Origin of the sequence: Candidatus Protofrankia datiscae (assembly GCF_000177615.2) — a bacterium.
Lineage (GTDB): Bacteria > Actinomycetota > Actinomycetes > Frankiales > Frankiaceae > Protofrankia > Protofrankia coriariae.
Genome location: NC_015656.1, coordinates 2,925,589 through 2,944,765, shown reverse-complemented (window position 1 = coordinate 2,944,765; position 19,177 = coordinate 2,925,589). Strand labels below are relative to the sequence as shown.

The 19,177-nt window shown below is 71.4% G+C and carries 15 protein-coding genes and 2 pseudogenes; 15 read left to right on the top strand and 2 right to left on the bottom strand.

All coding sequences use genetic code 11. The annotated features are described in order from the left end of the window. Positions 1 to 161: 161 nt before the first annotated feature. Positions 162 to 1,423: pseudogene (locus tag FSYMDG_RS30085) on the top strand (ABC transporter substrate-binding protein). Here the strand turns inward: FSYMDG_RS30085 and hypB are convergent. Continuing rightward, a complete protein-coding gene (gene hypB, locus FSYMDG_RS12200; protein WP_013873770.1) occupies positions 1,416 to 2,276 on the bottom strand; it encodes a hydrogenase nickel incorporation protein HypB in 861 nt (286 codons plus the stop codon). The pseudogene FSYMDG_RS30085 and the gene hypB sit on opposite strands and share 8 nt — an antisense overlap. 91 nt (positions 2,277 to 2,367) lie before the next feature. After that, positions 2,368 to 2,706 carry a hydrogenase maturation nickel metallochaperone HypA gene (locus FSYMDG_RS12195; RefSeq protein ID WP_013873769.1) on the bottom strand — a complete coding sequence of 113 codons (339 nt, stop codon included), beginning with the start codon at positions 2,704 to 2,706 and terminating at the stop codon, positions 2,368 to 2,370. A 207-nt stretch (positions 2,707 to 2,913) separates the two neighbouring features. On the opposite strand from FSYMDG_RS12195, the gene FSYMDG_RS27540 reads away from it, so the two are divergent. From FSYMDG_RS27540 to FSYMDG_RS12125, 14 genes and pseudogenes are all read left to right on the top strand, one after another. Next, complete coding sequence (locus FSYMDG_RS27540) at positions 2,914 to 3,732, top strand: hydrogenase maturation protease (protein WP_013873768.1); 819 nt, start codon at positions 2,914 to 2,916, stop codon at positions 3,730 to 3,732. Then, on the top strand, positions 3,729 to 6,494 hold the full coding sequence (locus FSYMDG_RS12185) for a carbamoyltransferase HypF (RefSeq protein ID WP_013873767.1): 2,766 nt from the start codon (positions 3,729 to 3,731) through the stop codon (positions 6,492 to 6,494). Before FSYMDG_RS27540 ends, FSYMDG_RS12185 begins: the two co-directional genes overlap by 4 nt. Before the next feature lie 2 nt (positions 6,495 to 6,496). After that, positions 6,497 to 6,736, top strand: a pseudogene (locus FSYMDG_RS29660) (HypC/HybG/HupF family hydrogenase formation chaperone); the annotation flags it as partial. Between the two features lie 155 nt (positions 6,737 to 6,891). Continuing rightward, positions 6,892 to 7,731, top strand: coding sequence for a hypothetical protein (locus tag FSYMDG_RS12175; protein ID WP_013873765.1), 840 nt, complete (start codon positions 6,892 to 6,894; stop codon positions 7,729 to 7,731). Continuing rightward, positions 7,728 to 8,597 carry an SIS domain-containing protein gene (locus tag FSYMDG_RS12170; RefSeq protein WP_202797620.1) on the top strand — a complete coding sequence of 290 codons (870 nt, stop codon included), beginning with the start codon at positions 7,728 to 7,730 and terminating at the stop codon, positions 8,595 to 8,597. The genes FSYMDG_RS12175 and FSYMDG_RS12170 overlap by 4 nt, the downstream gene beginning before the upstream one ends. A gap of 314 nt (positions 8,598 to 8,911) precedes the next feature. Further along, positions 8,912 to 9,970: a hydrogenase expression/formation protein HypE gene (hypE, locus tag FSYMDG_RS12165; RefSeq protein WP_131772505.1), complete on the top strand. Its 1,059-nt coding sequence runs from the start codon at positions 8,912 to 8,914 to the stop codon at positions 9,968 to 9,970. Positions 9,971 to 10,290: 320 nt separating this feature from the next. Beyond that, positions 10,291 to 10,563: a HypC/HybG/HupF family hydrogenase formation chaperone gene (locus tag FSYMDG_RS12160; protein ID WP_013873762.1), complete on the top strand. Its 273-nt coding sequence runs from the start codon at positions 10,291 to 10,293 to the stop codon at positions 10,561 to 10,563. Positions 10,564 to 10,659: 96 nt separating this feature from the next. Beyond that, a complete protein-coding gene (gene hypD, locus FSYMDG_RS12155) occupies positions 10,660 to 11,760 on the top strand; it encodes a hydrogenase formation protein HypD (protein ID WP_013873761.1) in 1,101 nt (366 codons plus the stop codon). Continuing rightward, positions 11,757 to 12,650, top strand: a complete 894-nt coding sequence (locus tag FSYMDG_RS12150) for a DUF6390 family protein (RefSeq protein ID WP_013873760.1) — start codon at positions 11,757 to 11,759, stop codon at positions 12,648 to 12,650. Before hypD ends, FSYMDG_RS12150 begins: the two co-directional genes overlap by 4 nt. Positions 12,651 to 13,107: 457 nt before the next feature. Further along, entirely contained in the window at positions 13,108 to 13,599 is a 492-nt protein-coding gene (locus tag FSYMDG_RS12145) for a DUF3237 domain-containing protein (protein WP_013873759.1), read from the top strand. Positions 13,600 to 13,805: 206 nt separating this feature from the next. After that, positions 13,806 to 15,245 (top strand): NAD(P)/FAD-dependent oxidoreductase, encoded by a 1,440-nt coding sequence (locus FSYMDG_RS12140; RefSeq protein WP_013873758.1) that lies wholly within the window; start codon positions 13,806 to 13,808, stop codon positions 15,243 to 15,245. A 510-nt stretch (positions 15,246 to 15,755) separates the two neighbouring features. Continuing rightward, the gene (locus FSYMDG_RS12135; RefSeq protein ID WP_165440845.1) at positions 15,756 to 17,384 is read left to right on the top strand and encodes an ABC transporter substrate-binding protein; all 1,629 of its coding nucleotides are present in this window, start codon (positions 15,756 to 15,758) and stop codon (positions 17,382 to 17,384) included. Next, on the top strand, positions 17,381 to 18,325 hold the full coding sequence (locus tag FSYMDG_RS12130) for an ABC transporter permease (RefSeq protein WP_013873756.1): 945 nt from the start codon (positions 17,381 to 17,383) through the stop codon (positions 18,323 to 18,325). Before FSYMDG_RS12135 ends, FSYMDG_RS12130 begins: the two co-directional genes overlap by 4 nt. Continuing rightward, positions 18,322 to 19,176: an ABC transporter permease gene (locus FSYMDG_RS12125; protein ID WP_013873755.1), complete on the top strand. Its 855-nt coding sequence runs from the start codon at positions 18,322 to 18,324 to the stop codon at positions 19,174 to 19,176. Before FSYMDG_RS12130 ends, FSYMDG_RS12125 begins: the two co-directional genes overlap by 4 nt. Position 19,177 lies beyond the last annotated feature (1 nt).

Below are 19,177 nucleotides of genomic sequence, written 5' to 3'. Positions count from 1 at the left end.
GGGTGGGGCGGGTATTGGGTTGTACGTGACATGTTTCACATGCGGGGTGTCGACTATTCGGTGCCGCTCGGATTCTCTTCTTGTACCGTTTTCTGCCGGAGCACGCTTTGTGTCCAGATGTGACCTGTAGGTGTCCGGTGTCGGCAAGGGAGCCCGCTGCGATGTTCATGATCGGGAGGCGCTCGTTATTGTCGTTCGCCGTGCTGGCTGCCGCGCTGGGCAGCCTGACCGGGCTGTTCGCCTGCGCCACCCCGAGGGCCCAGCCCGGTCGTGCGGGATCGGACCCCTGTACCTCACCGGGTGTCACCGACAGTGAGGTCAAGATTGGCCTGCTGTTCGACGACAGCGGGCCGACGTCGGCCGCCTATCGTACGTTCCGGGCCGGTGTCGAGGCGCGTCTCGGAGTGACCAACGCCGCGGGCGGCGTCCACGGTAGGAAGGTCGTGTATGCCTGGCGGGACGACGCCGGTTCTCCCGACGGGAACCGCGCCGGTGCTCGCGAACTCGTTCAGAACGAAGGGGTCTTCGGCATTCTGGAAACAGCGGGGGTGGTGGTCGGCTCCGCGCAGTATCTCGACGATCTCGAAGTCCCGGTCGTCGGGCTGGCCGGCGACGTCGACTGGAACAACCACGGCAACATGTTCTCCTGGCACTACTATTCGGCCACGCAGGGATCCTCCAGCGTCTGGGGGGATTTCGTCCGTAGCCAGGGCGGTACCCGCGCTCTGGTAGTGAACACCGAGCTGAGCGACGCCACGGAGATCTTCTATCAGAAGCTCAGAACAAGCCTGCAGGCGGCCGGTATCCGCGTCGAGGCGAACTTCACCGTGACCGCCAAGACAACCAGTTTCGGGGCACTGGCCGCGCAGATGAAGGCGGCGCGCCTCAACACCCTGGCCGGCATCGTCCTCCGGACATCCTCGCCCAGATTCTTCCGGCGGTCCGCGCCGCCGGTGTCAACCTCAAAGCGGTGATCGCTCCGTTCGGCTACGACCCGGCGTTGCTCAAGCAGCTCGGCCCGACCCTCGCCGGCACCGTCATCTACATCACTTTCGTCCCGTTCGAGGTGAACAGCCCCGCGCACCAGCGGATCATCGACGCGATGACGCGCTACGCCCCGCAGGTGCAGTCACCCGTCCAGGACAGCGCGGTCTTCGGCTGGCTGTCCGCCGACATGTTCCTGCGCGGCCTGGAGGCCGCCGGCCCCTGCCCGACCCGCCCGGGGTTCATCCAGGGGCTGCGCGGCGTGCGCGCCTACGACGGCGGCGGCCTGCTGCCCGCCCCGATCGACCTCGCGACGAACCGCGGGAAGGCCGCCAACTGCTACGACTTCGTCCGTGTCAGTGACGACGGCAGCCGCTTCCTGCCGCTGGACCCGGTGGTGCGCTGCGGCCTCCCCATCAGCGACACCCCCGTCAGCTGACGTCCTCCCGTCGCGCCCGTGCCTCGGCGTCGGGCCGCTGCGCCGGACGACCGGCACCGGGCCACGGGGGATGCGGCGCGGACAGCCAGTCGCACCACGCGCCGAGGCCGGCGCCGGTACGGGCGCTGATCTCCAGGCTGGTCGCGCCGGGATTGACATCGGTGAGGTTACGGCGGAAGAGCTCGAGATCGAAGTCCAGGTAGGGCAGCAGATCCACCTTGTTGATCAGGATGAGGTCGGCGGACCGGAACATGATCGGGTATTTCAGCGGTTTCTCCTCGCCCTCGGTGACCGAGAAGATCATCGCGCGCCGGTGCTCGCCGACGTCGAACTCGGCCGGGCAGACCAGGTTGCCGACGTTCTCGATGACGACAAGATCGAGAAGGTCCAGCGGCAGGCGCCCGATCGCCGAACGGACCATGGCGGCGTCCAGGTGGCACTCGCCGCCGAAGCCCTGACCGGTGTTGACCAGCGACACCACGGCGCCGAGCCCGTCGAGCCGGTCGGCGTCGATGCTGGTCTCGATGTCGCCCTCGATCACCCCGACCCGCAGCGTGGGGCACAGCCGGCGGAGGGTCTCCCGCAGCAGAGCCGTCTTGCCGGCGCCCGGCGCGGACATCAGGTTGACGACGTGTGCCCCGGCGGCGTCGAAGTCGTGGCGGTTCGCGGCGGCGAGCCGGTCGTTCTCGCCGAGGATCGCGGCCAGCACCTCGACACGCCGCGTCCCGGTCTCGTAGCCGGAATGATCTCCTATGCGCTCGTCCTGGCCGTGATGGTGATCGTTACGATGGTGATCGTGACTGTGGTGGTCGTCGTGCGTGCTGCCGTCGGTGTGCCAGTGGAATCGGCCCATGGTGATCCTCCTCCGGCCCGCGCCGCCGACCGAAGCCGCCGACCGTGAAACTCGTTGATCGAAGGTGTCGATCGAACCAGCCCGCGGCCGTTCACACCTCCTCGAGCTCCAGGGAAGTGATCAGAAACTCCTCGCCCCGCAGCACCGACACCTCGTGGCCGCCGCACTGCCCGCAGAGCATGACCGGCGCGCTCAGCGTCCAGGTGTGACCGCAGCCGACGCAGCGGACCCGCGCCGGCACGCTTTCGACCCGCAGCCGCGAGCCGTCCAGCGTGCTGCCCTGGATGACCAGCGACCAGCAGTGGACGAGGGTGTCCGGCACGATCTGCCGTAGCTGCCCGATCCGTACGTTCACGGTCCGTACCGGACGGTCACCGGCGTGCTCGACGACGATGCCGGCGATGGCGTGGCAGATCGACAGCTCGTGCACGGTGCGCTCCCTCCGCGGCTGCGCCCGGCCCGCCGGACGCGTCCGCCCCAGTTTTGATCATCTGGATCGCGCCCGCCGGTGGGCCCGGCGGCGCGGCGGGCGTGAGGTCGGCAACTTCACGATCAACGCGATGGTCCTGGCGCGCGGCGGATAGAAGATCGACATGGGACGGCTGGACGGGACGGCTGGAACGGATGGAGGCGCCCGGTGACGCAGCTCCCCGCGGGACCCGTCGGCGGCGGCACACCGGCTCGCCACGAACTGCTGCTGGTGGGCTGCGGCAACATCCTGCGTCGGGACGACGGCGTCGGGCCGGTCCTCATCCGGCACCTGTGGGAGCGAGGCATCCCCGACGGGGTGCGGGTCGTCGACGGCGGCACCGCCGGGATGGACGTGGCGTTCCGGATTCGTGCGGCCCGCCGGGTGGTCATCGTCGACGCCGCCCGCACCGGCGCGCGGCCGGGCACGATCTACCGTGTACCCGGCCCGGAGCTGGCCGATCTCCCGCCGCTGGCCGGCCTGCACAGCCACGCCTTCCGCTGGGACCACGCGCTGGCGCTCGCCACCTGGCTGGACGCGCACTGGCCGGACGAGCGGACGCCCGGCCCGCCACCGGCCCGGGAAGGTCAGCCGGCCCAGGAAGGCCGCGCGGCCTGGGAGGATCAGACGAGCGGCCGGTCACCGTTCGGGGAAGGGCGGGAAGGCAGCCCACCGCCGGTCGGGGAGGGGCGGACAGCCGGCCCGGTACCGGTGGCAGGCCGGCTCGGTTCGGCGGCGGCGAGCCGTCCTGACGAGGTCACGGTGTTCCTCATCGAGGCCGAGTGCGTCGACGCGGGCTGGGAGCTGTCCGCGGCGGTGCGCCAGGCCATGTGGGAGGTCATCGGCCTGATCGAACGGGACTTCCTGGCCGGGTTTCGCAGCCCGCGGACGGCGGACACGCGCCCGGGGTCCGGCCCGGCCGCCCGTGAGCATGGCAGGGGTGGCCGCAGGGCTGCCGCTGCCGCGCGTCCGGGGCCGTCCGTATGACGGCCGAAGGCGTCTGCCCGGTCGTCATCGGTCATGCGCGTGCTGGGGAGCATGGCCATCCCGGTGCTGTGTGGCGGCGGCGGGTGCGGGTCGAAGGCGTCGTGCAGGGGGTGGGGTTCCGGCCGTTCGTCCACCGGCTGGCCACCGCCCTCGGCGTCGACGGTTTCGTGGGCAACGACAGCGGCTCGGTGTTCATCGAGGTCCAGGGCAGCCCCGCGACGGTCGCGCAGTTCCTGCGGCGGCTGCGCGGTGACGCGCCAGCACCGGCGCGGGTCACCACCGTGCGGGTGGACGACGCCCCGCCGGTGACCGAAGAGGCCGGCTTCCGCATCGTGGCCAGCCGCGATGGCGGCGAGGGTGTTCGCGCCACCCACACCGTCGGCGCCGTTGTCCCCCCGGACACGGCGGTGTGTGACGACTGCGTACGCGAGCTGTTCGACCCGGCCGACCGCCGCTACCGTCATCCGTTCATCACCTGCACCGCCTGCGGCCCCCGGTTCACCATCATCCGGTCGCTGCCCTACGACCGGGCGGCCACCACCATGGCGGGCTTCCCGATGTGCTCGGCCTGCGCGGCCGAGTACCACGACCCGGCCGACCGCCGCTTCCACGCCCAGCCGGTGTGCTGCCCGGACTGCGGGCCGCGGCTGTCCTTCGTCCCCTTCACGCCCCTCGCATGCTCTGCCCCTGCCGTGGCCGATGGTCATCACAGCGTGACCGGGTTGTGGGACGCCGCTGAACTGGAGGCCGCCAGGCCGGCGGCGTCCTGCTCCGAGGCGATCGGAGCCGAGGCGATCGGAGCCGGGGTGCCGGGGGCGGCTGAGACGCCAGAGGTGGAGAAGACCGGGTCGGACGGGGCGCTGGCCGCGGCCCAGCAGGCGCTGGCCGATGGTCGCGTCGTCGCGGTGAAGGGGATCGGCGGCTACCACCTGGCCTGCCGGGCCGACAGCCCGGTGGCGGTGCAGCTGCTGCGCGAGCGCAAGGCGCGGGTGGGCAAGGCGTTCGCGGTGATGGTCCGGGATCTTGACGTGGCCCGGCGGCTCGCCGAGATCGGCCCGGCCGAGGCCGCGGTGCTGCGTGGCCCGGCCCGGCCGATCGTGCTGCTGCGGCGCCGGGCGGACGCTCCCGTCGCCGCGGACGTAGCGCCGGGCAACCCGCTGATCGGCCTGCTGCTGCCCTACTCGCCCCTGCACCACCTGCTGTTCGCCCAGGTGCCCGGCGCGGCCGTCGCGCCCCCGGCGTGCGTCGTGCTGACCAGCGCCAACCTGGCAGACGAGCCGATCTGCTTCGACGACACCGACGCCCGCGGCCGGCTGCCGGCGCTGGCCGACGCGATGCTCACCCACGACCGTCCGATCCTGCTGCCCTGCGACGACTCGGTGGTCCGCGTCGTCGACGGCCGCGAACTGCCGATCCGCCGCTCCCGCGGCCACACGCCCCTGCTGGTCGAGTTCGGCCGGACAGCGCCCGTGGGCAGCCGAAGTCGACCGGCGTCCGCGGGCAGGGTTGGGCGGGTGGCGGACCAGGATGGTTCGCGTCGGCCGGTCGAGGTGGTCCTGGCCGTTGGCGGGGAGCTGAAGAACACCTTTTGTGTCACCGACGGTGAGCGTACGTTCTGCTCGGCGCACGTCGGTGACATGGGCGGTCTGGCGACGCTGCGCGCCTTCGAGCAGTCGGTCGAGCAGCTCACCGCCGTGTACGCCATGCGCCCGGCACGGCTGGTCGCCGACGCCCACCCGGGATATTCGACCCGCCGCTGGGCCGAGCGCCACGCCGGTGACCGGCCACCGCTGCTCGTCCAACATCATCATGCGCATGTGGTCTCCCTGCTCGCCGAGCACGGCAGGCTGGGCGAACCGATCATCGGAGTGGCCTTCGACGGCACCGGCTACGGCATCGGCGGCACCGACAGCGCGGTCCCGAGCGGCGCGGGCCGGGACGGCGTACCCCGGGGTGGCGAGGTCCGGGGTGGCGAGGTCTGGGGCGGTGAGGTGCTGCTGCTCGGTGCGGACAGCCACCGCTTCACCCGCGTCGGCCATCTGCGCGCGGTGCCGCTGCCCGGCGGGGACACGGCCGTGCGCAACCCGTGCCGGATGGCGCTGTCCCACCTGGCCGCCGTCGGCATCCCGTGGGCGCCGGACCTGCCCGCGGTGGCCGCCTGCCGGCCCGCCGAACTGGCCGCGGTGCGCTCCCAGCTCGACAGTGGCATCGGCTGCGTCCCCTGCACCAGCATGGGACGCCTCTTCGACGCGGTGTCCGCCCTGCTGGGCATCTGCCACCGCGTCGAGTACGAGGGCCAGGCCGCGATCGCCCTCGAAGCGGCCGCGCTTGAGGCGGTCACCGTCCCGGCCGCGGGGATGCCGGAGGTGCCCGGGATATCGGGGCTGGCGGCGGCGCCACGGCTGGCGGTCGGCGCGGACGGTGTGCTCGACCCGGCGCCGCTGCTGCGCGCGCTGGTGGCCGGGCTGCGCGACGGCGTGCCGGTGGCGGTGCTGGCCGCGGCGTTCCACGAGGCGGTGGCCGACGCGGTCGCCGAGGTGGTGACCCGGGTCGGCCGGCAGCGAGGGGTGTCGCTGGCCGGCCTGACCGGCGGGGTGTTCCAGAACGTGCTGTTGCTGCGCGCCTGCCAGGAGCGGCTGCGCACCGCCGGATTCGACACGCTCGTCCACCACCTGGTGCCACCCAACGACGGCGGGCTCGCGCTCGGGCAGGCCGCGGTCGCGGTGCTGCGCCTGCGCGCCGGGGATGATGAGGAGAGGTGACCATGTGCCTGGGGATTCCGGGCCGGATCGTCGAGGTCTGGGACGAGAGCGGGACCAGGATGGCCCACGTCGCCTTTCCCGGTGAGACGCGGAAGGTGTGCCTGGCGTATCTGCCGGATCTCGCGGTCGACGACTACACCATGGTGCACGCCGGTTTCGCCCTGACCCGGCTCGACCGGCAGTCGGCACTGCACACGCTGGACGTGATGCGCGAATACGAGCTGATCGACGACACCGCGGCAGGCCACCTGACGGAAGTCGGGGAAATCGAGGAAAGAGAAGAGGAAAGAAAAGCCGAAGCAAAAAGAGGATTCCGGGAGACCGCGGAGACCGCGGAGGCCAGGAGATCCGGGGAAGCCTGGGAAACCGGGGGAGTCGGGAAAACCGGGGGAATGCGATGAGCGCGGTGGCGGTCACTGGTGACGACGATGCTGTGACAGGCCATCCCCGGAAGGCGCGGCAGGAGCCGGCGAACGTTCCAGAGGCGACCGCCGGCGCTGTCGGCGGCGTGGACGGCACCGACGACGGTGGGCTGACCGAGGATCTTGCGGCTGATCTCGCGGGGGCCTCGCTCGCGCTGGCCCGACGTTTTGCCGGCGGTGCCACCCTGTGGTGTCTGTCGCCGGCGTGGGGGCCGCACGCACACCATGTCGCGGTCGAGTTCGTCCACCCGACTGTCGTCGGCAAGCCGGCGCTGCCCGCGGTGGCCGTGACCGGCCCGGATCCCGTCGCCATGATCCGGCTGGCGGCCCGGCCCGGTGACGTCGTCCTTGCCGTGGCCGCCGCCGATGACCCGGTGGTGCGTGCCGTGCTGCGCCGGGCGCCGGCCTGGGAGACGGGCACGATATGGATCGGTAGCGGTCCGCGTCCGCCGGCCGGTACGGCTGATCATGTGCTGTGGCTGGACGACCCGGATCCGCTGCTGCCGGCCACCGGCCGGCTTGTGCTCCTCTACCACCTGCTGTGGGAACTGACCCACGTCTGCCTCGAGCACACCGCCGTGCTCCACCCGTCCGCGCGGGAGCAGACCGGCGGGACGTGTGTCACCTGCGGTGACGAAGGCCGCCTCGGCGAAGTGGTCACGCCCCGGGGAGCGGCCGACGGACGGGCACTGGTGCGTACCGCCACGGGGATGGAGCTCGTCAGCACCCTGCTGGTCGATCCGGTGGCCACGGGTGATCTGGTGCTGGTCCATGCCGCGACGGCGATCACCCGTCTCGACCAGGACGGTGAGTGATGGCCACCGAGCACACCGCGTTCCTGTACCCGTTCCTCGACCCCCAAGAGGACAACGGCGACGACCGGGACAGCAGCCCCCGGGCCGGCGCTGACCGGGACGACCGCGCCCGGCGCGACGGCGGCCACCGGAGGAGCGGCCAGCGGGATGACGGCCAGGACACCGGCGGCCGGGATGCCCGCGGCCGGAAGGAAGGCCGCGGGGACACCGGTGGCCGGGGGGACACGCTGGGTGCGTTGCTGGTCGAACTTGCCGACTCGGCGCGGGCGAAGGCCCGGGAGAGCGTGCGACTACAGCGCGCGACGCTGCGGGAGTGCGCCGGGTCGATCGCGGCCACCGCGGCGGAGATGGCACACCGTTTCGCCCGGGGCGGACGTATGTACACCTTCGGTAACGGCGGTAGCGCGACCGACGCCGCCACCCTGGCCGAGCTGTTCTCCCGCCCGCCGCACGGACGCCCGCTGCCGGCCTGGTCGCTGGCCGCGGACCAGGCGGTGGTCACCGCGCTCGGCAACGACGTCGGATTCGAGCGGGTGTTTGCCCGGCAGCTCATCGCGCACGCCGGCCCGAACGACATCGCGGTGGCGCTGTCGACCAGCGGCGACTCGTCCAACCTGCTGGCCGGGCTGGCCGAGGCCGGCCGTCGGGGCGCGCTCACCGTCGGCTTCGCCGGGTACGACGGCGGCCGGTTCGCCGCCGACGGCGTGGTCGACCGCTGCTTCGTCGTCCACTCGCAGAGCGTGCACCGCATCCAGGAGTCGCACGCCCTGCTCGGCCACCACCTGTGGGCCGCGACGCAGCGGCGGATGGCAGACCATCCGGCTGCGCCCCCGATGTCCCCGATGGCGGGGGAGAACGCCCGATGACCGTGGCGGATCGGGCCGGCCGAACGGAGCGAGCAGATCGAACAGATCGTCCGAACCGGAAGGATCACCCCGACCGAGCGGACCGGATGATCCCGGCGGGTCGAACTGGCCGAACAACTGACCGAACAGGCGCGACGAGCAGAACGGGCCGGGTGAGTCAGGCGAATCAGGCGAATCAGGCGGGCCAGGCGAAGTCGGCGGGCCGGGTGGAGGCGGAGAAGGCGGGCCGCGGAGGCGGTACCCGGGGCGGGAACATCCGCGCGGAGGTCATCCAGGAGGGGGCTGCCCACGGGGACGGGGAGGCGGACGAGGCGCTGGTGCCGGCGCGGGTCGAGACGTTCCGACGGCGCCGGCCGCGGGCGCTCGGCGAGGTGGTGACCTCGGCGCACGGGGCCGGCGGGAGCGCGTCGGCGGAACTGATCGAGGCGGTCTTCGTCGATGCCTTCCGCAACCCCGCGCTCGACGCGCTGGGGGACGGCGCGGTCCTGTCGCTGCCGTCGGGGGAGTCGCTGGCCTTCAGCACCGACTCCTTCGTGGTCCGACCGCTGCGTTTCCCCGGCGGCTCCATCGGTGACCTGGCGGTGCACGGCACCGTCAACGACCTGGCGATGACGGGGGCGCGGCCGTTGTGGCTGTCCGCGGCATTCGTGATCGAGGAGGGTTTCCCCGTCGACGAACTGCGCCGCGTCGCCGGGGACATGGCCGAGGCGGCACGGGCCGCCGGGGTGGAGGTGGTGACCGGGGACACCAAGGTCGTCGACACCGGCACCGCCGACGGGCTGATCATCACGACCGCCGGGGTGGGGCTCGTCCCGCCCGGCCGGCAGCTGGCCGCGCGGCGGGTGCGGCCGGGGGACCGGGTGCTGGTGTCCGGCACGATCGGCGAGCACGGGATGGCGGTCATGATCGCCCGCGGCAACCTGGCGATCGACGCCGCCATCCGCTCCGACACCGCGGCGGTCGACGCGCTGGTGGAGGAGTTGCTGGCGGCGGCGCCGTCGACGCGGTGGCTGCGTGATCCCACCCGGGGCGGGGTGGGGACGGCCTGCAACGAGCTGGCCCGGGACAGCGGCCTCGGGGTTCTGCTCGACGAGCGCTCCGTGCCGGTGCGCCCCGACGTGCGCGGCGCCTGCGAGCTGCTCGGCATCGACCCGCTCCACGTTGCCAACGAGGGCAGGTTCCTCGCGGTGGTACCGCCCGAGCAGGCCCCGGCGGCGCTGGCCGCGCTGCGGGAGCATCCGCGGGGCCGGTCGGCCGCGGTCATCGGGGAGATCACCGAGGGGCCGGCCGGGATCGTCGCGATGCGCACCGCCCTGGGCGGCACCCGGATCGTGGACATGCTGGTCGGCGACCCGCTACCCCGCATCTGCTGACCATGCCAACCCGCCCGGCCAGACGGCGACCCGCCCGTCCTGTTCTGATCAAAAGAATGAGTACGGAAGTGGCTGCTGTAGCGACCACTTGTTCCCTCGTTCTCGTGGTGCGACGTTATTTGATCATGAAATTTCTGGTTGCTGCCGGAACGGGTGCGCGTTGCGCGGCCGGCGTTCCGGGGGTGCGAGGCGATCGGGGCCGGTGCCTGCGGTGGCCAGCCGAGCCTCGTGGCGACGTGCGGTGAGGGCGACGTGTGGTGGAAGGCAGAGGCGGGTGTCGCCAGGTGGTGGCATCACGCCGTGGCACGAGGAGGCCGTTGATGTGCCTGGGGATTCCCGGCCGGCTTGTCGAGATCGTCGACGCGGGCCAGCATCTCGCGACGGTCGATGTCAGCGGGGTGCGGCGGACGATCAGCATTCGGCTGGTCGCGGCGGACGGGCCCCAGGTCGGGGACTGGGTGCTGGTGCACGTCGGGTTTGCCCTGGCGGTGATCGACGAGGCCGAGGCGACGCGCACGCTCGAGGCGATGGAGAAGCTGGGCGCGGCCTACCAGGACGAGATCGAGGCGTTCGGATCGTCCGCGATCCCCTGACCGCCGTGCCTGCCGTGGCTGTTTCCGCCGCTGTCGTACAGATCGTTTCGGCTCGCCGGTCGTAACCGTAAGCCGTCACCGCAAGGAGGATCCGTGATGCGCTTCGTCGACGAGTTCCGCGATCCCGCGGCCGCGCGTGCGCTGGTGGCCGCCATCGCGGAGCTGGCCGGGACGGACAGCTACGCGTTCATGGAGGTGTGCGGCGGCCACACCCACACCATCTACCGGCACGGCATCCAGCATCTGCTGCCCGAGTCGGTGGAGCTGGTGCACGGGCCGGGCTGCCCGGTGTGCGTCATACCGATGGGACGGGTCGACGACGCCATCTGGCTGGCCGAGCAGCCGGGGGTCGTCCTCACCTCGTTCGGCGACATGATGCGGGTGCCCGGTGGCCGCGGCAGCCTGCTGGAGGCCAGGGCGCGCGGGGCGGACGTCCGCTTCGTGTACTCCCCGTTGGACGCGCTCGGGGTGGCCCTGGACAACCCGGACCGGCATGTCGTGTTCTTCGCGGTCGGGTTCGAGACCACCGCCCCGTCCACCGCGGTGACGCTGCTGCGGGCCCGTGAGCTGGGGCTGACCAACTTCAGCGTGTTCTGCAACCACGTCACGATCATCCCGCCGCTGCGGGCGATCCTGCGCTCGCCCGACCTGCGGCTGTCGGGCTTCATCGGCCCGGGGCATGTCTCGACCGTGGTGGGCAGCCGGCCGTACCGCTTCGTCCCCGAGGCGCACGGCAAGCCTGTCGTGGTGGCTGGCTTCGAGCCGCTGGACGTTCTCGCCGCGGTCGCGATGCTGCTCCGGCAGATCCGGCAGGGACGCTGCGAGGTCGAGAACCAGTACGGCCGGGTGGTGCGCGAGGAGGGCAATCCCCAGGCGCTGGCGCTGATGGCGCGGGTGTTCGAGCTGCGGCCCCATTTCGAGTGGCGTGGGCTGGGCTTCATCGCGCAGAGCGCGCTGCGGCTCACCGACGACTTCGCGCGGTTCGACGCCGAGCGGCGGTTCGACATGCCCGGCGTCCGCGTCGCCGACCCCAAGGCGTGCCAGTGCGGGGAGGTCCTCAAGGGCGCCCTCAAACCGTGGGAGTGCAAGGTGTTCGGCACCGCCTGCACACCGCAGACCCCGATCGGCACCTGCATGGTCTCCTCGGAGGGCGCCTGCGCGGCCTACTACACCTTCGGACGGATGGCCCTGCGGTGAGCGTGTCCCGCGACGAGGACGGCGCGCGGATGTTCGCCCGTTACGCTTACGCGCCGAACGAGCTCGGTTACTGCGGCCCGGCCGACGCGCCGCGGACACTGCTGACCGCCGGTGCCGCCGGTGCCGCGGGAGCGGCCGGAGCGATGGGTGCCGCGAGTGCGACCGGCTCCGCTGGAGCCGGCGGAGTCGGCGGAGCTGGTGCCACGGAGGGTGATCTGCGGGCGTTGGCCCGCCGCTTCCACGGAGCATGGCCGTACCTGCGGATTCTGGCCCGGCTCAACGGTATCGACGACCCGCTCGACCGCCGGGTGGTCGAGGCGTACTGGCTCGGCGGCGGCGTGTCGGAGGCGGTCGACCCCCGCGAGTTCGGCGCGGCGCTGCTGGCTGTGATCGGTCCGCAGGCCGGGTGGTACTGGCGGCACCTCACCCCGCGGATTCTTGACGAGGCCGCGCCGAACCACTGCTTCCACGTCTTCGGGGTCTACCCCTGGTCCCGGCTGCTGGACTCGCCGGACCCCACCTGGCCACTGCACGTGCTGGACAGCTGCCGGATTCGGTGGGGGCAGGTGACGGAACGCGATGGCGATCATGTCGTGGTGCGCTCCGCGGGCCTGACCTGGGAGAACGGCCGGCTCGGACTGTCCGGGCCCCGGCCGCTGCGGGCCGCGCTCGTCGCCGGCGGTGTCAGCTTCGCCCCCGACGTGCGACCGGGGGAGTGGGTCGCCCTGCACTGGGACCGGGTCAGCGGCCGGCTCACCGACAGGCAGGCCACGACGCTGCGCCGCGACACAGTGACCCAGCTTGAGCTCACCAACCGCCGCCTGGCCCGGACCCGGGAGGCCGGCCCGGCCGGGGAAGCGCTCACCCGACAGGTGCGGGACGACGCCTGACGGGTGGCGCGGCGGCGCGGCCCATGACATCCGGCCTCCGGCTTCCCTGTAGCCTCTGGCCTCCGGCTTTCAGCCTCTGGCCTCCGGTTTCTGGCCCGCTGTTGCTGCCCGCTGATCGCCGCTGCCCGCCGCTGGCGGTGGGCTGACATGGGCGGTGCGGATCGGTTGACATGATTGGTCCAACCATCATACCGTTCTGTCAACAAAATGTGACATAGGTCAAAGCGTTGCCTGGGGCCGCCTGAGATCCATCCGATCGGATGGTCATCCGCTGGTCATCCGCGTCGCGTGAGCACGGCGCTCGTCCGCGGGGTTCCCGTCGCGGGGGTCGACGCCGGCCTGAGGAGCGATCGCTCGAGCGAACTCGGGAACGTCTCCCGCGAGTGGTGGGCCAGGCCAGCAGACACCATCCACGTCCGCTGTCCGCGCACGAGTACTCACAACCCTGAGGAGAACGATGAGCGAGACCGCCACCGACGCTGGTCTGGACGCTGCTCTGACCGTCGCCGAGGAGTTCGTCTATCGGGCCGAGCTCAGTCCGCCGCTGGCGGTCGGAACCGGTCCCTTCGGAACCCGGCTGTTCTTCGGCTTCGCCGGCGGCCGCGTGACAGGCAGGCGGATCAACGCCGACGTGCTGGCGGACAGCGGCGGCGACTGGGTCCTCATCGGCCTGGACGGTTTCGGGCGTATCGACGTGCGGGGCCTGTGGCGTACCGATGACGACGCGACCATCTACGTCCAGTACACCGGCCTCGTCGAGATGAACGAGGCCGTCGGGACCGCGTTACAGACCGGTGGCACGACCAGCCACACCGACCAGTATCTGAGTATCACCCTTCGGTTCGAGACCGGTGACGAGCGATACGCCTGGCTGCAGCGCCGTGTGTTCGTCGGCCGTGGGCGTCTTGTCAACGGCGCGATCGAGTTCGGTGTCTTCCGAATCGACTAGCCGAATCGACTAGCCGAGTTGACAGGGCGGGTCGACTCGGCCAGTCGACCGGGCGTGACCGACCGAGATTCACCCGGGGCCGGGCGAATGGGCCTCTCCGGAGGGATTTTATCCCGATGGAGGTACCAGGTTGACTCTTATGAGGGGAGCGCGCCAGAGCGCGGAAGATTACGGTCGGACGCGTAGCGCATGCCTTGGGAGGCGTTGTGACCCTGACGGGTGCTGAAGATGCCGATGTCGTCATTGTTGGCGCGCGACTTGCCGGTACGGCCACGGCGGTGCCGCTTGCGCGGGCCGGGCGAAAAGTGATCCTGCTGGACAGGACGAGCTTCCCGTCGGATCAGCTGTCGACGCACGTCCTGGTACCCAGCGGCGTGTCGGAACTGCAACGCATGGGCGCGCTGCCGCACATTCTGAAGCTCGGCCCCGCGCAGGCCCGCTATCTGGGTGTCACGGTTGGCGATATTCGTTTACGTGAGCGTTTCGCCACGGTGGACGGGATCGACTACGGGGTCTGCGTCCCGCGGTACGACCAGGACGTGTGCCTGGTCACCGCCTGCCGCGAGGCCGGTGCCGACGTACGTGAGAAATCCGTGTTCGAGGACGTGCTCTGGGAGAACGGCCGAGCCGTCGGTGTGCGCTACCGGCACAACGGGCGAAAGTATGAAATCCGGGCCAGGCTCGTGGTCGGCGCGGACGGCAGGCAGTCCAGGACCGCGGCGGCCGTCGGCGCCTGGACACCTTATCGGGGGTCGAAGAACGGGCGGGGATTCGCCTTCCGCTACATGGACGACCCCGCGTTGGACACGATCCACCACGAGATCTACGGCATATACCGCAGTGGCCCGCGCATTGTTCTGACCCTGCCGTCAAGCCCACGCGGACGGCTGCTCGTGGTGTTCATGACCCCGGCGGACGACATTCCCCGTTTCCAGCAGGGCGGCGAGCGGTTCTGGCAGGAGGCCGTCGCCGAGGAGCCCGAGGTCGCGGAGCGGATCAGCGGCGCCCAGAATGTAAGCCAGCTCCGGTCGACCAGAAAACTGGCCTCCTACTACCGGCGGTCAAGCGGACCCGGGTGGGCGCTGGCGGGTGACTCCGGGCATTTCAAGGATCCCGTCGCAGGTCAGGGACAGCGTGACGCCCTGCGTCACGGGCGGCTTCTCGGTGAGGCGGTCAACGCCGTCCTCGACGATCCGGCGGCGCTCGACAGAGCTCTCTGTGCGTGGGAGAAGAACCGGGACGACGACACACGCAGCAGCTATCACTGGGGTAACCGGGAGTCCCGTCCGGACGCTCCCTCCGCGCTGATCCGCGAAGTTCTGCGGACGTTCGGGGACAGGGGCGAGGGCCGGCCGGACTTCAGCGACACCTTCAACCGGACGCGGAAGGTCGAGCACGTGATCGGGCCGTCAAGGATGGTCCGTGGCCTGGTCCGGGCGCTGGCCGCCCCCGGTGCGGACCGCCGCGGCATCCTGCGGGAGGTCGCGGGCGAGATCCCGACGGAGCTCGCCATTCGCTGGGAAACTCGGTTCGGCGGATTCCGTTACGACGGCTGGGCGCCGTCCGAACGGCCGGGCTGGTCGGTGGGGGAGCCGCCCCGGCCACGGACGGCCGAGGCGGAAGCCGTGCCCCAGCCGGCGCCGTGAGGGCTGTTTCTCGTCCACGGTTCCCTGCGCCGAAGTGGCACCGAGGTGGCACCGGAGTGACTCCGAAGCGGTACTGACGGTCCGCGGGACGAGGCTCGCGGACGGTCCGCCGGCTGGCCCAGGCGCCACGCCAGGTGATCCAGGACGGCCCCGCGGGAACGCCGCCGTGCCCTCCGCCTGGCCCGGGGCCGCGTCATGACTTACCCCTCGGACCGCCGGCGGCGCCGGCGAGAAATACACGGCCGCAGTCGCGTCGTTCCGTTGCCAGGCGATTACCAGCACCGGCGGGACCGGCTATTTTCTTAACAGCCTGCAAACCAGTCTAAAGCCATTCTTGTGCCACGCTGGACGGCGCTTCCCGCAGGGTTGACCGCTGTTCGGGTCCGCGTGTTTTCTCCTGGCAGGTCCGGTCACCTGGTACCTGGCATCCACGTGCGGGCCGGGCCGAAGGTGCCTTCGTCATTTCGGGAACGGAGTTTTCTGGTGGACACGCGGAGAAGATTTCTGTCGTTGTCCGCGGGGTCCTTTGTGGCGCTGCTCGCCGGTTCCGCGGTGAGCGCGTGCGGCACCGGGGAGGACCAGGCGGGTAACGACGGTACGCCGCGGCTGGGCGGCCGTCTCGTCTTCGCCGAGCCGACCTCACCGATCGGCTGGGACCCGCAGGTCGGCACCGAGGACGTGCTCGGCCTGATCCTGCGCCCGGTGTTCGACTCGCTGGTTTCCGAGACGCCGGACGGCAGGTATCTGCCGTGGCTGGCGACGTCCTGGACGGTGTCGGACGACGGGCTGGCCTACACGTTCGTACTGCGCGAGGACGTGACCTTCAGTGACGGCACCCCGTTCGACGCGAACGCGGTCAAGGCGAACTTCGACCGGGTGGTCGCGCCCGAGACGAAGTCCAGGTACGCCAAGTCGCTGATCGGGCCGTACAAGGCGAGCACGGTGCTGGACCCCCGCCGGGTCGAGGTCACGCTGAGCAGGCCGTACTCGCAGTTCCTGCACGCGGTCAGCCGGCCCTACCTCGGCTTCCACTCGCCCAGGGCGCTCGCGGAGCATCCGGACTCCCTCGGCTCCGGCGGCCAGTTCACGGTGAGCACCGGCCCCTACGTCTTCACCTCGGTGGTGCAGGGCCAGCAGGCCGTCTTCACCAGGCGCGAGGGCTACAACTGGGGGCCGGGCACGGCCAGGCACACCGGCCGGCCCTACCTGGACGGGTACACCGTCCAGTTCGTCATCGACGACCAGAGCAGGGTCGCGGCGGCGACCTCGGGGCAGATCGGCATCGCCGACCAGGTCCCGGCGGCGCAGCTGGCCGGGCTGCGCCGGCAGACGTCGGTGACCCTGATCAGCCGTGACGTGCCGGGGTCGCCGTACACCTACTATCTGAACACCCGCCGGCCGCTGTTCCAGAACGTCGACGCCCGGCGGGTGATCCTGTACGGGGTGGACGTCGCGTCCATCACGGGCGGGCTGTTCCAGGGCCAGTACCAGCGCGCCGGCTCGATCCTGAGCCCGTCGACCCGCAGCTACGACGACAGGCTGGCGTCGAGCTGGGGCTACGACCGGGCCAGGGCGGAACGCCTGCTCGACAGCCTCGGCTACACCGGCCGGGACGGCGACGGCTACCGGACGAAGGACGGTGCCCGGTTCAGCCTGCAGTTCCCCTTCGCCACCGCCAACACCACCTCCGAGCGCCGCAACTACGACACCGCCTTCCAGGCCGAGCTGAAGAAGATCGGCGTCGAGGTCGTGTTCACCGAGCTGGACGCGCCCACCTACATCAAGCGGACGCTGGCCGGCGACTACGACGTGAGCGGGCTGGCCTGGGGCGGCTCCGATCCCTCGGTCCTGGGGAACCTGTTCTCCGCCAGGAGCCTGGTCACCCAGGGTGGCGGCAACAAGGCATGGGTCGACGACCCCGGGCTGGAGGCGCTGCTCGACGAGGCGTCCAGGACGATCGACCTGAACAAGCAGAACGATCTCTACCGGAGGGTGCAGGCCCGGGTCATCGACCAGGCCTACGGCCTGCCCACCTACGTGGCGAAACGCAGCCTGGCGGTGCGCCTGACAGCGCACGGGCTGGAGTTCGACTCGGCGGGCTGGCCGTTCCTGTACGACGTGTGGGTCGGCGGCGCATGATCGCGGCGGTGCTGCGGCACGTCGGCAGGCGGCTGGCGGCCGGTGTGCTCGTCCTGTGGGGGGCGGCCACCCTGACCTTCGTCGCCCTGCACCTGGTGCCGGGCGACCAGGCGGACGCGATCCTCGGCCCGAGCCTGACCGCGACACCCCAGCTGCGCGCCCAGGTGATCGCGGACTACGGGCTCGACCGGCCGGTGGTCGTGCAGTACCTCGACTATCTGGGGTCGTTGCTGACCGGTGACCTGGGCCGCTCGTACCAGCGGGACATGCCGGTCGAGCGGCTGCTCGCCGACCAGGTCCTGCCGACGATGCAGCTCGCCGTGTCCGCCGCGCTCGCGGGCCTGGCGCTCGCCATGATCGCCGTGGTGGTGACCGCCGCCAGCGGCCGGGTCGGCCGTACAGCCGCCACCGTGCTCGATCTGGTGGTCGCGTCCGTGCCGAACTTCTGGCTCGGGCTCGTGCTGTTGACCCTGTTCTCCTTCCGCTTCCCGATCTTCCCGTCGATCGGCGCGAGCGGTGGGCTCGGTCTGGTGCTGCCGACGCTCACCCTCGCGCTGCCGCTGGGGGCGACGCTGGCGCAGGTCATGCGCCAGGAGCTGGAGCGGGCCGACCGCGCCCCGTTCGCGCTGAGCGTGCGGGCGCGGGGGGCGGGCGAGCTGCGGCTGGTGCTAGCGCACACGCTGCGTCACGCCATCACCCCGGCGGTGACCCTGTCGGCCTGGATCGTCGGCTCGCTGATCGGCGGCACCGTGCTGGTGGAGAACATCTTCGCCCGCCCGGGAATCGGCCGGCTGCTGGTCGGCGCGGTGGTGTCGAAGGACATCCCGGTGGTGACCACCGTGGTGCTGCTCTCCGCGGTGACGTTCGTGCTGATCAACACGGTGGTCGACCTGCTGTACCCGGTGATCGACCCCCGGCTGCGGGCGGAGCGCGCGCGATGAGCGTCGAGCTGGAGCTCGAGCGGGTCGCGACGGCGCCTCCCGCGCTGGTGGGCCGCCGGCAGCGCGCGGTCCTGCTGGCCGGCATCGTGCTGCTGGTGGTGTTCGCCGCGGTGATGCTCGTCCCGTCCCTGTTCACGGCGGGTGCCCCGGACGTCACCGACACCGCGCGCACCTTCCGGTCGCCGTCGCTGACGCACCCGTTCGGCACCGACCAGCTTGGCCGGGACGTCTACACCAGGGTCGTGCACGGGGCCCGGATCTCCCTGCTGACCGGGATCGGCGCCGTGATCATCGGCGTCGGCGGGGGGATCCTGCTCGGGCTGGTGTCGGCCGCGGCGGGCCGCGTCGTGGACGGGGTGCTGATGCGCTTCGTCGACGTGCTGCTCGCGTTTCCCGAGCTCCTGCTGGCGCTGCTGGTGGTGGCCATCATCGGCCGCGGGTCGGCGAACGTGGCACTGGCGATCGGCCTCGCGGCGGTCCCGCACTTCGCCCGGCTGGTGCGCGGCCAGGCGTTCGCGGTGATCCGCTCGGAGTACGTCGAGGCCGCACGCGGGCTCGGGGTGCCGCCCTGGCGCTACCTGACCCGTCACGTGCTGCCCAACGTGGCCGGGCCGTTGGTGGTGCTGGCGTCCATCGGCACCGGTTCGGCGATCACCGCGGCCGCGGGCCTGAGCATCCTCGGCCTCGGGCCGGCGGCACCGTCGCCGGAATGGGGCGCCATGCTGGCCGACGGCCAGGAGTACCTGGGCACCGCGTGGTGGATCGCGGTGTTCCCCGGCCTCGCCGTGGTCGCCGTGGTCCTGACGCTGACCCTGCTGGGACGCAACATCCAGGCCCGCGCCATCCGCTGAT

Excerpts from the sequence above, each read along its gene's own strand:
- FSYMDG_RS12125 (WP_013873755.1), top strand. The coding sequence starts at position 18,322 with ATGAGCGTCGAGCTGGAGCTCGAGCGGGTCGCGACGGCGCCTCCCGCG.
- hypB (WP_013873770.1), bottom strand. The coding sequence starts at position 2,276 with ATGGGCCGATTCCACTGGCACACCGACGGCAGCACGCACGACGACCAC.
- hypD (WP_013873761.1), top strand. The coding sequence starts at position 10,660 with ATGCGCTTCGTCGACGAGTTCCGCGATCCCGCGGCCGCGCGTGCGCTG.
- FSYMDG_RS12175 (WP_013873765.1), top strand. The coding sequence starts at position 6,892 with ATGAGCGCGGTGGCGGTCACTGGTGACGACGATGCTGTGACAGGCCAT.
- FSYMDG_RS12160 (WP_013873762.1), top strand. The coding sequence starts at position 10,291 with ATGTGCCTGGGGATTCCCGGCCGGCTTGTCGAGATCGTCGACGCGGGC.
- FSYMDG_RS12185 (WP_013873767.1), top strand. The coding sequence starts at position 3,729 with ATGACGGCCGAAGGCGTCTGCCCGGTCGTCATCGGTCATGCGCGTGCT.
- FSYMDG_RS12130 (WP_013873756.1), top strand. The coding sequence starts at position 17,381 with ATGATCGCGGCGGTGCTGCGGCACGTCGGCAGGCGGCTGGCGGCCGGT.
- FSYMDG_RS12145 (WP_013873759.1), top strand. The coding sequence starts at position 13,108 with ATGAGCGAGACCGCCACCGACGCTGGTCTGGACGCTGCTCTGACCGTC.